Origin of the sequence: Kordiimonas aquimaris (genome assembly GCF_025574485.1) — a bacterium.
GTDB classification, from domain to species: domain Bacteria; phylum Pseudomonadota; class Alphaproteobacteria; order Sphingomonadales; family Kordiimonadaceae; genus Kordiimonas; species Kordiimonas aquimaris.
Genome location: NZ_JAOBPO010000002.1, coordinates 538,038 through 552,405 on the forward strand (window position 1 = coordinate 538,038; position 14,368 = coordinate 552,405).

General features: G+C 42.3%; 10 protein-coding genes. 7 read left to right on the plus strand and 3 right to left on the minus strand.

Annotated features, from left to right (window positions below):
• The first annotated feature begins 149 nt into the window (after positions 1-149).
• The 6 genes from OEU88_RS08345 (at position 150) to OEU88_RS08370 (ending at position 7,677) form a co-directional block, all read left to right on the plus strand.
• Complete coding sequence (locus OEU88_RS08345) at positions 150-830, plus strand: helix-turn-helix domain-containing protein (protein ID WP_262694695.1); 681 nt, start codon at positions 150-152, stop codon at positions 828-830.
• Positions 797-1,357, plus strand: a complete 561-nt coding sequence (locus OEU88_RS08350) for a GNAT family N-acetyltransferase (RefSeq protein WP_262694696.1) — start codon at positions 797-799, stop codon at positions 1,355-1,357. Before OEU88_RS08345 ends, OEU88_RS08350 begins: the two co-directional genes overlap by 34 nt.
• 181 nt (positions 1,358-1,538) lie before the next feature.
• Positions 1,539-1,700, plus strand: a complete 162-nt coding sequence (locus tag OEU88_RS08355) for a hypothetical protein (protein WP_262694697.1) — start codon at positions 1,539-1,541, stop codon at positions 1,698-1,700.
• A gap of 18 nt (positions 1,701-1,718) precedes the next feature.
• On the plus strand, positions 1,719-1,862 hold the full coding sequence (locus OEU88_RS08360) for a hypothetical protein (protein ID WP_262694698.1): 144 nt from the start codon (positions 1,719-1,721) through the stop codon (positions 1,860-1,862).
• 75 nt (positions 1,863-1,937) lie between these two features.
• Positions 1,938-4,949, plus strand: a complete 3,012-nt coding sequence (locus OEU88_RS08365; RefSeq protein ID WP_262694699.1) for a M10 family metallopeptidase C-terminal domain-containing protein — start codon at positions 1,938-1,940, stop codon at positions 4,947-4,949.
• A gap of 400 nt (positions 4,950-5,349) precedes the next feature.
• Positions 5,350-7,677, plus strand: a complete 2,328-nt coding sequence (locus OEU88_RS08370) for a DUF262 domain-containing protein (RefSeq protein WP_262694700.1) — start codon at positions 5,350-5,352, stop codon at positions 7,675-7,677.
• A gap of 127 nt (positions 7,678-7,804) precedes the next feature.
• Here OEU88_RS08370 and OEU88_RS08375 read toward each other — a convergent pair whose 3' ends face one another.
• The 3 genes from OEU88_RS08375 to OEU88_RS08385 are packed head-to-tail and all read right to left on the minus strand — an operon-like array spanning position 7,805 to position 12,966.
• Positions 7,805-8,647 (minus strand): phosphoadenosine phosphosulfate reductase family protein, encoded by an 843-nt coding sequence (locus OEU88_RS08375; protein ID WP_262694701.1) that lies wholly within the window; start codon positions 8,645-8,647, stop codon positions 7,805-7,807.
• On the minus strand, positions 8,640-12,020 hold the full coding sequence (locus tag OEU88_RS08380) for a hypothetical protein (RefSeq protein WP_262694702.1): 3,381 nt from the start codon (positions 12,018-12,020) through the stop codon (positions 8,640-8,642). The genes OEU88_RS08375 and OEU88_RS08380 overlap by 8 nt, the downstream gene beginning before the upstream one ends.
• 1 nt (position 12,021) lies before the next feature.
• Positions 12,022-12,966, minus strand: coding sequence for a DUF4007 family protein (locus tag OEU88_RS08385; protein WP_262694703.1), 945 nt, complete (start codon positions 12,964-12,966; stop codon positions 12,022-12,024).
• A gap of 130 nt (positions 12,967-13,096) precedes the next feature.
• Between OEU88_RS08385 and OEU88_RS08390 the strand changes: the two genes are divergently transcribed.
• Positions 13,097-14,248, plus strand: coding sequence for a cysteine desulfurase family protein (locus tag OEU88_RS08390; RefSeq protein ID WP_262694704.1), 1,152 nt, complete (start codon positions 13,097-13,099; stop codon positions 14,246-14,248).
• Positions 14,249-14,368: the final 120 nt, after the last annotated feature.

Genomic DNA, 14,368 nt, shown 5'->3' on the forward strand with positions numbered 1-14,368 from the left:
CCCATACACGTAGTTTAAAAATATTTAATACAAAACATTAATTAGTTGCCCTTTTGTATTTATAGGGATTGTTTGTGTCAACAAAAATGTATACAAAACATCAAGTATTTGGTATTTAGTATTCAAATATGCATAGAAAGATATAAATTATGTCATTTGATGGTGGGCAATTAGGAGCAGCAAGAGTGCTGCATCAACCGAGGCTGGATATAAAAACTCTTGCCTCGCTTGTTGGTATGTCCACAACAACAATCAGCCAGTTTGAACGCGGAGAGCAAAATATGTCTCGTCTAAACCGCGATAAGATCAAAAATTTCTTTAATAATCGCGGCATCAGCTTCACCGAAACAGGCGTGGAGCGGGATAAGCTTTATAGTATTCTAAAAGGCCGTGATGGTTTTGTTCAGATGTATGAACATATTTATGCTGCGGCACAGGAAGAAGGCGCGCAGCTTTGCATCCATAATGGTGTCTCTCATCTGGTAATGGATACGTTGGGTGCAGACTACGTGGCCATGCATAAGGAACGGATGAACGCTATCAAGGATAACTTCACGTTCCGCGTTATCGTGGAACAGGGCGATGATGCCTATATGGGGAACGATTACTGCGAATATCGCTGGTTCCCCAAAGATTTAGCAATCGATAAAACAAAATTCATTTACGGCTCAAAACTGGCTTATGTCGATTTTGATGACGGCATTGAAATCATTGTAATCAATAATAAAAAAATAGCGCAAAGCGCACGAACTGATTTCAACGTTGTGTGGGAACAACTGGCGAAGGAACCACACGAATGGCGACAATCAAACGATACCATTGGGCAATAAACAAAAGCGAATATCTCACTGGGCTGGCTAACGACAACTTCAAGGACACTTGGAGTGATGATCTATCAATTGCACCGCAAAAGCCGGGCAAATCTACCTATGAAGAGTTTTATCCCATGTTGAAACGCATTCCGTGGATGTGGGAGCGTAAGGAGATTAATCAAGAAAGCCGGCTAAGAACACGGCTTTCTCGGCCCGGTACACAATTAGTGCATTTAAAAGCCAATGACGCAGTGATTGGCTTTGCGCTTTTAGCCGATCCTAGAATACCGCTAACTAAGAAATTTGGATACGCGGCAGACAATAAGCGGGTCAAAGAAATTGAAGACCTTGCCCTTTTTCCTGACGAAGCAGGAAAAGGACGAGGCACCGCATATTTTGAAATGTTCTTTAAGATGTTGTTTGAAGAATATGATGTTGTCTACTGGTCCCAATCAGAAACTAATCACCCCGGTTTGTATGCTTATTATGAACGCATGGGCATGAATCATATTGGCACTACCGAAGAGCCAGACTTTCGAGTTTAAGTCCATTTTCCACATAAAAATGAATTTGGCCTATCAGGTTGATTTCAATAAGAAATCGAACTTATCTTCAATATTCATACAACTAATGGTTATCCTAACCTATTGAAAAATATTCATAAATTTGCATCATGCAATTTATTAGTGTAGTAAATACATTATTAAATCAACAAAAGATGAGATTATGAATAATAAATTACTGGCAATTCTAGGCATGGCCATCATCGTAATTGCACCGCTTTGCTTCGCGGGGGTTTTACCCGGCATATCTACATCAAACAGCAATAATCAACCACAGGGATATGTCTTGAATTGGCAAGGCCCTGATAGCGTAAACATCGAATAATAAAAGGAAAACCAAACTATGACAAAAAAAACCATAACGATAGCTGCCATCATAATCCTCGTTGCCGCAAGCATGTGGTTGATAAATAGCAAGCCAAAAGACAGTTCAGTTCAAAAAGAAGTAGGTTTTTGGAATGATCTTTCCGAACAAGCCAATAATTAGAACAGCAAAAGGATTAAATATTCTTCACCTTTAAGAGGTCTGTAACACCTTAACTTTAACCAACACGGAGGCTACATGGCAATTGTATTCAATGACTATCAAGATATTTTATTTACTACTAATTTTGTAGGAGGCGCAGGGCAGAATGACCTTTCAACTGTCTCAGGCGAATTAGACCAACGAGCTGATATTGGAATTGATGGAAATGGTGATTACCAGTTCTTTTATTATGCTCTTACAAGCACAAGTGACCTTAACGCTCTTGGCTATTACACTTCGGGAGTGGACCGCGAATATACACAGCTTCCTAGTGGAGGCCCGTCATTAAGTGCCAATCAATCATCAATTCTGACATCTGTATTAAACTCTTCAACTTGGGGAGTGTCGTTCGCAGATGTTGCTAAAATAGATTTGAATATTGGCACTACTAATACAGCGGATATAGTAATTGGCGCAACGACTAATGGCGGTACGCCTTCCATTGGCTCAACGACAGGAGGCTATGAATACGATTATTCAACAGGGAGCTCAGCACTAAAGCACGGTGATGTTTGGTTAAACAATGATGCCGATCTAGGCGGCGGTTCATTATGGAATGACACTACTTTAGGGAGATATGGGCACTTCACAATCCAACATGAAATTGCGCATTCCCTTGGATTGGACCATCCTAGCCAATCTTCCTCAGACTCAATGAAATATACTATCATGTCCAGTCAAATCGTTGAGGGCATGAATCCTATAGGCACGACTAATGATGTTTTGCCTTCCGGTTTGCAATTGCTCGATATAGCAGCACTCCAAACTATTTATGGCATCAATACATCTACTCGCTCAGGCGACACAACGTACAAAGAAGCTCAGGGCTTTTCTGACAACGTAAACGATGCTTTCATTTACACAATTTGGGATGGAGCAGGTTCAGATACAATCGACACATCGGCCTATACTGATGGTGTTGTTATCAATCTTAACGATGGTGAATTTAGCTCAATCGGAAAGTCCGCCGATAGCTCGTTTGTAAGTGATCGCAATGGTGATGGCGTTACAGAAACGGGCCTTGCCTTTGAAAACGTTGCAATTGCTTACAATGCTGAGATTGAAAACGCCATAGGTACAATCCAAGCCGATACATTTATCGGTAATGAACTTGATAATACTCTTACCGGAAATGCGGGTGATGATACCTACATCTTCAATGTTGGTGGCGGCTCAGATACGATCATTGATAATGACGGAACTACAGACGTTATTAAACTGGGCGCGGGTATCGATATTGACGATGTTTCATTCACACGCTCAGGCGATGATTTAACAATCGAGTTGCAAGGTGCTGACCAAATAACCATCAAAGACCAAGCTTCCGGTGCGAACTCAGATCAAGTTGAATTTCTAGAGTTTGATAATGGTGATCGTTATCTCATAAGAATTGCCCATTACGACCCGTCTAACGGCCCTGATGGTTCTACCGTTACAGGTACTAATGAAGATGATTTTGTAATTGGTAGTGATGCCAATGAGCAACTTAATGGTAGACGTGGAGATGATAGATTATACGGGGGTGCTGGGAACGATAATATTAATACAGGCAGCGGCAATGATGTTGTCTTTGGTGGTGATGGGTTTGACATCGTTCAATATAACGTGGGGCGAGCGGGAAGTGTTGGAACACAGGCCGTTACCGTAAACTTGGAAACGGGAATTGTTAGCAACGATAGCTATGGCTTCACAGACATCCTACATAGTGTTGAGCATGTTATCGGTACATCTTTTAACGATCACATCACAGGGTCAACAGCGGATGAACGCCTAGAAGGATGGCTAGGAAATGACACCATTTTTGGTGGTGCAGGTGATGATGATATTTGGGGGAACTCTGGAACTAATCAGCTGCATGGTGGTGCGGGTGATGATACTTTTATCGGTGGCAGTGGTATAGACACGGTAGTCTATGACGACAATCTAGCAGATTATGATGTCACACCATTTGGCCCTTCATATCTAATTACTCACCTTATTGGCACTGATGGACTTGACCTCATCAATCAAAACATTGAACGCATCCAATTTGCTGATGGCGTTATTGAAAACGGCGCGTTCACACAAAACTCAAACCCTGCAACGGTGAATGGCGATATTCTCTTAGGCACTGTTTTCCATGACCAGCTAGACGGATTAGCCGGGAATGACACGCTTAGAGGTGATGTTGGAAACGATACCGTTAATGGTGATGAAGGTGATGACATTCTGTACGGTGATGAAGGCGATGACACCATAAACGGCGGTGATGGCGCTGATGAAATTTATGGTGAAGACAAATTCAATACGCTAACTGGTGCAGGTAACGACACCATCAATGCCGGAGCTGGCGCTGATGTGGTAGTTGCTGGCTACGGTGATGACGTTGTAAACGGTGATGCCGGGGCAGATATTCTATACGGCTGGACCGGAAACGATACTGTGCGCGGTGGCTCTGAAAATGACATTATATACGGTGATGACAAGTTTAGTGCAGTCGGGTTTGTCGATGCTGGTGATGATGTTCTGTACGGTGACGCTGGTGCAGACACCTTAGCCGGAGGTGATGGTAACGACACTCTTTACGGCGGGGATGATAACGATAAGTTATACGGCACTGGCGGCGATGATACCCTATATGGTGATGCTGGTGTTGATCTGCTTTATGGCGGTGAAGGTTCGGACACTCTACGCGGTGGTACTGGTAATGATACTCTACTTGGCGAGAACGGTAATGACGTTCTCTACGCGGAAGAAGGACTGGACTCCCTTTGGGGACAGGGCGGTGTAGACACATACGCATTTGAGGGCGAAAGTGCCTTTGATGTACGTGACCGTATCCGCGACTTTGAAGCGGGTGAAACCATCGACATTTCAGATGTTTTAAGTGATTTCGGTTATGTTGATGGTGTTGATGTTCTGGCGGATTGGGTAACAATCACAAACGATACAGCGCATAGCTATGTTGCTGTTGATCGTGATGGCACAGGCAGCACATACGCCGCTAGTCAAATCGTGTTTACTGAGAATTACAACACACTCACAGTAAGCGATTTAGTTACTGTTTAACAGAATGGATATATTGGTGTTGCTATGCTCTAAGTTGTTACCTTTTATTGGCCCTTACTAATAAAGATAGGATCAGTAAAGAAGCGTAAGAATATTATTAAAATAACAATAGTAACTACCAACAAAGCTAAAACGAAAAACCGCATAAAACGCAAAATTAAACTAACGCAAGATGTGCGTGGGGTAGTACCCACGCATCTTGTGCTCACGGCGCTGCGCTTGTTCGGCAAGGGAAACCCTGTGCGTTTCCCGTTGCATCCCTTTCGGGCAAGGTGAAGCTATGCAGGCGAGATATTGAACCAACCTGAAGTATAGACATGGGGATTGCTCTGAATGCCTATTAATTGCTATTGATAATTGAGAGTCATTTCAGTGGCTTATAGATTTTAAGAGGATTGATATGGCAATAGATATAGATAGCATTTTCAAAGCTAAAGCTCAGAGCAATTTAAATTTCCTAATTACTAGTGGGCAATGTTGCTATATCCCCGCCTATCAAAGACCTTACTCATGGGACAATGAGAATGTTGAGCGGCTGTTTGAGGATGCGTTGCACGGTATTAGTTTGCTAAAAAAACGCCCTGACACAATTAGTTTTCTAGGGACCATTATAGCAATCAACGACATTAAACATAAAACTATTAAACCCATTTATAAAGCCGAAGTGCCCAGCAAAGTTATGACCATAATCGATGGTCAACAGAGGATTTGTACTTTTCTGATAGTTAACATTGCATTTCATCAGCTTGTCAGGAAATTGGCTCGTAAGTTTAAGAATAAGGAAGGCGAGCATTTTGCTTGGATCGTGGATCAATCAACGAGGGTAGCTCGTGAATTAGAAGAAACTTTCGTACTAGACATGAGATCGGGAGACGATCATTTTCAATATTATCCACGAGTGATTAGAGCCTATGAAGACGTTTGGTCTAGCCGTAAGTCGCAAGCTAAATACGAGAGTCCTATAGCTAAATTGATTTGGGATTATTTTGAACATTTGCAGCAAGATGAAAACAAAACTTTTGTATACAAGCCTAAAGATCAAACGGGACAAGTGATTGCACATTTTAAGAGCGTGTCTGATGTTTTTGGGGTGGCAGGGCGTAAGATAAATCAGATAACTGGAACCAACAGTGACGACCATGATTTTCCACCTGTTTTGGCGATGGTTCAATCCTCAGACTTTATGGAAGCTTTATGGGGATTCTCATTGCCGGACGCTGTTATCGAATATGTAAGAGATAAAGGTTCTGATCCACATTATGACGCGTTTAGCCAATTGGTTCGGCTAATTGTGTTTTCAAAGTACATGAACAACAGGATGGCTTTCACAGTAGTTACAACTGAAAGTGAAGATGATGCTTTTGATATGTTCGAAGCTTTGAACACTACTGGTGAACCTCTCACTGCGTTTGAAACTTTCAAACCTAAGATCATAGAGTTTGAATCTCTTGAAAAATATGAAATGTCGGATTCTAGAAAATATATAGATGCTGTTGAACTGTATTTAGAAAGATTCCGCAAAGCAGAACAAAAACAAAAAGCTACCTCTGAACTACTGGTGCCGTTTGCGTTAATGGAGAACGGAGAAAAACTTCAAAAACGATTAAATGAGCAACGTAGATGGCTACGCGAGCAATATGATGGTTTAAAAAAAGCTAAGGAAAAAAGGACATTCGTTCAACGCCTCGCTTATCTATCATCATTTATTAACATTGTTTGGTCTCCCGATGGATTAGAGCCACAAATTCCCCCAATCAAGGGAAACCAAGAATTTTCTAAAGTAGGGCTAGAAGCATTACGGGACTTGAAACACCATGTTACAGTCGCACCACTTGCTCGGTTTTATGGTGAGTACCTTGCTGCAGAAGACGATTCTAAGAAGTCAGAAAAATCTGTAGAGTTTTGTGATGCGTTGTCGGCAACGTTCGCTTTTTCCTTTCTTTGGAGAGCAGCTAAGGGTGGCACGGATAACATTGATAATGTTTACCGAGATATCATGAGATCTGGTCGTCCAAGCCAGAAGATACCGCCACTTTCTGTTAGGCCTAAAGATACAGTTGGTGCAATCTCTATTGCAAACTATAAAAAAATGCTTGTAGGCAAACTAGCGGATGAGGGAATTGATACAAAGGCTAACTGGATATCTAAGGCCGAAAGAATACCAATCTATAAGCACTCCAAGGATGTGGCCAGATTTTTGCTTTTTTTAGCGTCACATGATGCCGTGCCGGACGTTGAAGTTCCGGGCTTATTGTCGAGTGGTAGAGAAGGGGTTTCCCCAACTCTTCTATATGATAGATGGAACGATAAGAACTATTTTACAGTTGAGCATATTGCGCCTCAAAGCAATCAAACTGAGTGGGATGCTTCTCTATATGAAGACCCTGATTTCATCCACCGGATTGGTAACTTGCTACTACTACCTCAAGCTGAAAACGCAGTTTTCGGCAATAGATCATGGAAACATAAAAATATATTATTTGGACTTCTTTCGGCGGAGAGTGAGGAAGATTTCCAGTCTCGTATGGCAGAACTTTCTAAGTTTGGATTAAAGTTGAGTACGCATGCTACTAAAGTTGTTGAACAGGCGTCCTTTCTACCAATGTGTAAAAGTATATCTCTCAAAAAGGATACATGGGATGCTGAGTTTGTAAATAAACGCTCACAACGCATACTTGAACGCGCTTGGGCGCAATTAGCGAGCGGATTGGACTTGAAGGCGAACTAGTTCATCCGTAGCAAGTTAAGCGCTTTAGTTTCCCGCAAGGTTTAAATTGCCTCTGAAAAAGGGCACCTTTGACACCTCAACTAATATAATTGAATGTCGTTATAGCGAAATAAAAATGAGTTAATGCCTACTTATGACAGGCTAAACACATCTTTTGTTGTCCGTAAAGATCATCAATATCAATTAAGCCTGAATCTGGGCGCAATGGGTCAATGATTTTCTTGGCCATGGCTCTATCTAGGCGCTTTTGATGATCGGCTTTAATTTCAGCTATGCGTTCGGGTTTTGATAGTTCATCCAAAGACTCGCCTTCGCTCCAAGTAAATGGAGAGCCGTGCTCAAGAGCATCTTTTTCTAGTGCTTTGGCAGATTCAAAAGCTTCCGGGTGACGTTCCATAAGACCAACCCATTCGATTTTGCGCTGGAAAAAGCAGAAGGTGCAACCGCTTCTTGAGCGCCATTCGTAATAAGCGGGTAGCCCAAGGCCAGAGTTTTCAAGTATTTCCATGACAGTTGGCTTGTCCACACCGTCATCTCTAAATGGGAGTTTTATTATTAGTTTATCGTTCTTTGATGTGTACCCTTCGCGGTATTCTTCATCGGCTCGAATAGCGACATAGCTGTATACAGTGTAGCCTTTGTCCAGAAATTCTTTTTTTACCCAAGCTTCGAAAGGCTTGAGTTTTAACATGCGCGTGCACCAGCGTGTTTGCGCAGAGGGCAAGAAATTTTTATATTGGGTTAACCAGAATTTGAAGTCTCGGTTTGGGTCGAGATTCTTGATTTGCTTCCCCATAAAGCCTTCAAGCATAGCAAGATAAGAGTAAACTTCCTCGAGCTCTTCACCCGTGTCAGTGAAAAAATACTCTATATCAAGTTCAGGGTGGTTTTGGCTCATATAGATTGCAAGTGCGGAGCTATCCTTTCCACCAGATAGGCCAAGAACATGCTTTACTTTTTCTTCAGGCATGATCGCGGTCTTCTTCTTGTTCAGGTTTATTTTGTTCGCCTATAATCATTGCGCTTACAGAGGCTAACGCTGCGAGCTGTATGGTTTGGTCTGCCCCCTTTTTGCTAACATCTATGAGTTTTTTGATTTCTGTGGCGAGCGTTGTGACCTTTTCCTTGTCGTTTTCCATGACATCGAATTCATGCATGTAAGGTTGAGGCCGTCCATCTAAGCCAACGACAACAGCCATGGCCTCTCGCTTGTCTTTGCGTCCTTTAACCCGCGCGACTGTTTCGTGTTTATTAAACTGTTGAGCAAAATTGATTAACTCTACTGCGGCCCGGTCTAAATCACCGTCAATCCAGCTTTTGGCAGGTTTGTTGATAGCTAACCCCGCCAAGCTCTCCATTTCCTCTGTGCTATCATTAAGCATTGTCGCGCGGTTGATAAATGCCTCAAGCCGGAGGTTTCCAGAAATGCCTTTTATGTTTGCAGCGCGTTCGTTTAACTCGGTGTAGGCTTGAGTTGATCGACTGTGAACCTGAAGTTCTTCTAGGACTTGTTCCCTTAGTCCATGTAACATCAACTCATAAGCTTCTAATATGTCTTTCAAACCTTGCCTGATTTGGTCAGAGATAAACTCTATGCCGTCCCCCGTTGTAATATCTGTTTGATCAGCATAAAGCGCGGGGATGTCATCAAATATGAATTTGTTAGGGTCATTGGAGCGCTTAAATAAAGTGCGTATGGCCTGAGCGTTCTTCGAGAGCCTTGACGTTCTGTGGACCCAAGGAGGAGCAGTCTCATAAGCTGCGATTAATGCGCGGCCAACATCCAAAGGCTCTAAATCAAGAACAGGTTGCCCTGTGAGTTCGGCGGCAACATCAGCCATATTGGCAAGTAATTTGCGCGCAATATTGCTCATGTTCATCCAGCGGATTTGGATAATATTTGATGCCTTTAGGAGATAGTCAATATCAATGTCTGTGATAGTGGATAGGAATATTCCTTCGCGATAATAAGCTAAGTTTGATCTTTCCGTCATCATGAAGAGAACGCCCAATAATGGTAATACTCCATCCTTAACCCCGTATGGCGCGGCTCTCCATAGATCATAAATTTCTTCTAGCTGGATACTTCTTTTTTCGTTTTTCTTTAGGTACTCACGTGCCGCTTTCCAAAGTGGGTGCAGGTTGGCGTTATTGTCTTTTTCTGGCGCTACAAATTGCCATTTGCCATCAATTTCTTGATATAAATTGTTGTGTTCTACTAATGATACGAACAACCCCTTTTCTGCCGGATATTTAGTAAAACCTAATCCCCTTTGGCCTTCCCGAAGCACCATGGCGTGAAGAAGCAACTTTAGTGCGCCGTTGGCGGTACCGGAGGGCTTCATTCTATTTAGCAGCTCATTGTGAATGCGAGGGCTTTTGTCAAACCTTTTATCTGCCAACGTAGAGGCAAGAGCATTTATTCCCGTCCATGTTAGTTGGCGAGTGTCTTTGGAATCTATGTGCCAATCGGCACCATTTAATAACAACCAAACTTCTTGTTCGATTAGATGAGAAACCGCCTCTAATCTGTCACTAATCTCTCTTCGAGCAATTTTATCCCGTTGGATATCACGGTTGTTTTTTAGTATATGCGCTAGAGCTGTTCTATCTTTGGCATGCGCGAGTAAATTTTTGGCTTGGTCCGAAGTTGCAATCACAAAATCAAAGGACTTTGCTTTAGATTGGGCAACATTAATTGCCTTCTCAATCGTTGCGGCGTTTTCATTGTTTGTTGGAAGAGCTAATGCAAATAACCCGAAGGCCCCACTTTCTTTTGTGAATGTTTTTGCTATAGCCTCCAATTGGTTAACTGGAATTACACGAAGGTCACACCACCTTAAAGAGCCCGTTTGATGGTAGTGCCTTTTAGCGCTGATAGATGAAACTGCTAGCGCTTTGGAAACTGAGTTAAGATCAATTGAAGATATTTCACGATTTGCAGTATTTAGGGCCCCTTCAATATCAAAGTCACTGCCTTCAAATAAAGCATACACGCCTCGAAATTTTTTGAAGATAATAATAGACTTGCTTTCAAGCGATTGAATCGCCGCCACTATTTCTTTTTTTGTAGCGTGAGGCAGGCTTAGGTTTAATGCCTCTATATCTGCACCAAGGCCTGTTTTTTGCTGTGTTAATTCAAGCAAAGCAATTGTCTTGATAATGCTGGTCTCTAAATGGTTATCACCACTTTTTTGGCATCGAGCTAATGCGTCCTTTGCGGCAGAAAATTGGTGACTATCGGTTGACACCGCAATTGAAGATTCCAAATTAAATATTAAATAATCCCATAAGTTCTCTGGCAAAAAGGTTTTCTTGGAAGAAGCTTTTGTTTGCCGCAGAAAATCTTGAAAGCCCATAGCCTCAGATGAACCTAAAAAACTAAATATGCTTCTTTGGTTTTGACCGTAGCTGCGTCTTGAAATTGGGCCTAATAGAGTTGTTGTGATTGGGTTGAGAGGCCAAGCATTTGCTAAAGCACTCTCTATCGAGTGCCCAAGGGCAGGTAAATTTTTTCTAATTAACGATGCCGTCCGTTTTGCAGTAGTAACGGCGCTATTTGGAACTGAAGAATGCTCTATCGCCTGACTAATTAACTCCACCTGTTCTTCGCTAGAGATGTTAACTGAAATGTCAGTAAACCGACCTTGGATTTTCGACCATTCGTCCCTAGTGTCCCTAGCTATTCGGCTGGCGTATTCTTGAAATGCTTGATGTAGAATCCCAATGACAATCAGGCGGCCATTACTTCTTGATGCGGCCTCAGCCAGCAATTGAAAGAAATAAACGTCACCGTCCGAAAGGGCCGCACTTTCTAAAAACTTGCCCATCTCATCGATTATAACTATCAGCCCACCTGAACTTTTTGGTGTGGCGTTGGCTATGGAGAGAAGAACATCAATCACTTCTTCTGAAGTGGTCGGAGGGGCTGTTTTTAGTAGATCAGATGAAGCTAAAGCATTTGCTATGATTTGATGTGGCTCATCACGTCGACCTATCAACGATAAACACTTCCAACCCTTAGTTTGGGGGGGCAGTAGAGCCCATAAATCATTTGAGAAATCCTCGCCAATAATATTGGCAGCGACATCACGGCGTTGTTTTGTTCCGGAAAGTAAAGATGACAACGCAAGGGCCAAGCTAGATTTACCGCTGCCATAAGGGCCTGTCCAAGTGAATGCTCCTTGTCCCGATTCTTTTTGTTGCTCTCCCATACCAAGAAGTAAATTTTTTAGTGAATTAGAAAATACATATCCTTCAATGGATGATGCGTCTGTATCCTGATCAATTCTTACGGATCGTATGAATCGCCCCGAAATACTTACTTCTGTTGACAAGGTCATTTTATGCAGCCTCCACATTGTGTTGGACGGTTGCATAGTCTTGCGTTAAAAAATCATTCTTAATTTTTTCGCTAAATGACTTAGAGCGAATTAGTTGTTTTAGTCCGGCTGTTTCAGACCAAGAAATCAAGCCATTAGTATCGTCAGAAATTTCCATCAATCTCACAGCAAGATCATTTTCGTCCATTAAAAATATCCGACCCGGAGAGCCCGGCTCTAAAAGGACGTTTTGGAAGTTGAGTGTATTGGCATCTGAATACTCTTCCCAAAAATCACATAAAGCATACAAAAAAGCTCCTTTGCCTAAGCTTGGTTTAGGCCCCCAACCCATATGAAAACGCCCATTGCTCCCGCTTCTGACTAACCCCAATTCTGCAAGCGGTGACGTTAAATTGTCTTCTCTAGCCCCTTTTTTGGGAGAAGAATCCATTGCATAGGTGTTTAGGAAGACCAACAAATCATTGCTTAAGGTTTTTTCATTAGGCTTTTTCCAGCCATATTGATCGGCAACGTCAAATAAGGCCTTCATAAGAAGGTTTTTGTCAAAGCCACCCTCAGTAAAATAATTAAACAGCCAATATATTGAAGTATGTTTTGGATTTGAGGCCAATTTCCAATGCAATATCCACAGAGATGTAGGGTTTTCCAAGTAAGGGTCCGCCCCCTTTTCCGCTAGCAAGAAACTACCCAATTCCGAAACCATGGTTTCGCTATCTTGCGTGTGGATTATATCGCAGGCATGAGCCCAAAAGCGAATAGCAGAGACCATGTTCTTTCCTACACCAAAAGAGGCTATTGCATCATCATCGGTGAATACTTTTCGGGTGTTTCCATGCGCATTCTTCACCTCATCGGCCGCTTTTTTTAGCCACCCGTATCTGAGATAAAAGGTTTCATGACCTGCAAATTGTGGTTTATAATTAGCGTCTGTAAGTTTTGTTTTCATGATACCTGCCTTTTAAGACTGGGTTTCGTCACCAGTCTCATGTAGTTTATTTAAAACTGGTGATGAAGCCCAGTTGTTTTTGAACAAAACACGTACAATTCACAAGTTTTATTGTAAGGCACTGTTGCTTATGGGAAAAAATGATTATGTGTATCTTGACTACCAAGCTAGTACGCCCATATGCGAGGCGGCTTTGCGGGAGATGCAGCCATTCCTAGCTGAAGAGTATGCAAATCCACACTCTTCTCAACATATTGCGGGTATAAAATCACTGCAAGCTGTAGAGGCAGCGAAATCTGAAATAGCGAAATTCATAAACGCCGATTCTAATGAGATCATTTTTACTTCCGGCGCGACAGAAGCTAACAACTTGGCATTGATTGGGATGTGTAGGGCAGATTCCAAAAAGAAGCGCATTCTTGTCAGTTCAATAGAACATAAATGCGTTTTGGCTCCAGCAGAATACTTGCGCTCATTAGGGTATGAAATTGAATATATTCCCGTGACTTCCGATGGAACCGTGAAGTTGGAAGAGTATAAATCAATGCTTGATGATGACGTTTATCTGATTTCAATTATGGCAGTTAACAATGAAGTTGGCAGTATTCAGCCCATTAAGGAATGTGCGTTGTTAGCAAGGTCTAAAGGTGCTTTGTTTCATACTGACGCAGCGCAAGCATCTGTTTTTTTTAAGCTTGATGCGCAAGAAATGTGCTTGGATTTGGTTAGCCTTTCATCTCACAAAATGTATGGCCCTAAAGGTGTAGGTGCTTTGTATGTATCAAACGAGTTGCAAAGTAAGATACAGCCTCTTATTTGGGGCGGAGGGCAACAAAATGGAATTCGGGCAGGCACATTGCCTACGCATTTATGTGTTGGTTTTGGAGCAGCAGCTAAATATCTTCGAATGAACAGAGAAAATATCGTTACGCAGATTAGAAACAAACGAGACTATTTTTTCGAACAGCTGCAAAAGAGAATAAATAGCATACAATTAGTTGGCCCTGCACTTGAAGATAGGCATGCGGGCAATGCGAATATTGCGTTTGATCAGCTCGATGCTGGTTTACTGCTAGGGATGTTGCAAACCGATGTTGCGGCTTCAACAGGCTCTGCTTGTACATCAGGAATTATTGAACCTTCTCATGTCTTATCTGCAATGGGGATTAAGCCAGATGTCATTGATAGCTGTATTCGTTTCAGTTTTGGTGCTGATTTAGAAACAGACCAGATAGATTTAGCTATACAAAAAATCTGCCATGCCGTTGAGGCCGTACACTAAACTGTAATTTTTTGGCTCCATTCCCCCTTTGCTTTGAATTCCAGCACTTTTATAGGCTGCGGTGGCGTTTGCAATCGACCTTCCACTCCAAGGTTCCGCGAAGGCAATTGCACCCACCCC

What these genes read in the sequence shown, in the direction of transcription:
- OEU88_RS08355 (WP_262694697.1), top strand. Translation starts at nt 1,539, where the DNA reads ATGAATAATAAATTACTGGCAATTCTAGGCATGGCCATCATCGTAATT.
- OEU88_RS08370 (WP_262694700.1), top strand. Translation starts at nt 5,350, where the DNA reads ATGGCAATAGATATAGATAGCATTTTCAAAGCTAAAGCTCAGAGCAAT.
- OEU88_RS08375 (WP_262694701.1), bottom strand. Translation starts at nt 8,647, where the DNA reads ATGCCTGAAGAAAAAGTAAAGCATGTTCTTGGCCTATCTGGTGGAAAG.
- OEU88_RS08345 (WP_262694695.1), top strand. Translation starts at nt 150, where the DNA reads ATGTCATTTGATGGTGGGCAATTAGGAGCAGCAAGAGTGCTGCATCAA.
- OEU88_RS08350 (WP_262694696.1), top strand. Translation starts at nt 797, where the DNA reads ATGGCGACAATCAAACGATACCATTGGGCAATAAACAAAAGCGAATAT.
- OEU88_RS08385 (WP_262694703.1), bottom strand. Translation starts at nt 12,966, where the DNA reads ATGAAAACAAAACTTACAGACGCTAATTATAAACCACAATTTGCAGGT.
- OEU88_RS08360 (WP_262694698.1), top strand. Translation starts at nt 1,719, where the DNA reads ATGACAAAAAAAACCATAACGATAGCTGCCATCATAATCCTCGTTGCC.
- OEU88_RS08390 (WP_262694704.1), top strand. Translation starts at nt 13,097, where the DNA reads ATGGGAAAAAATGATTATGTGTATCTTGACTACCAAGCTAGTACGCCC.
- OEU88_RS08365 (WP_262694699.1), top strand. Translation starts at nt 1,938, where the DNA reads ATGGCAATTGTATTCAATGACTATCAAGATATTTTATTTACTACTAAT.
- OEU88_RS08380 (WP_262694702.1), bottom strand. Translation starts at nt 12,020, where the DNA reads ATGACCTTGTCAACAGAAGTAAGTATTTCGGGGCGATTCATACGATCC.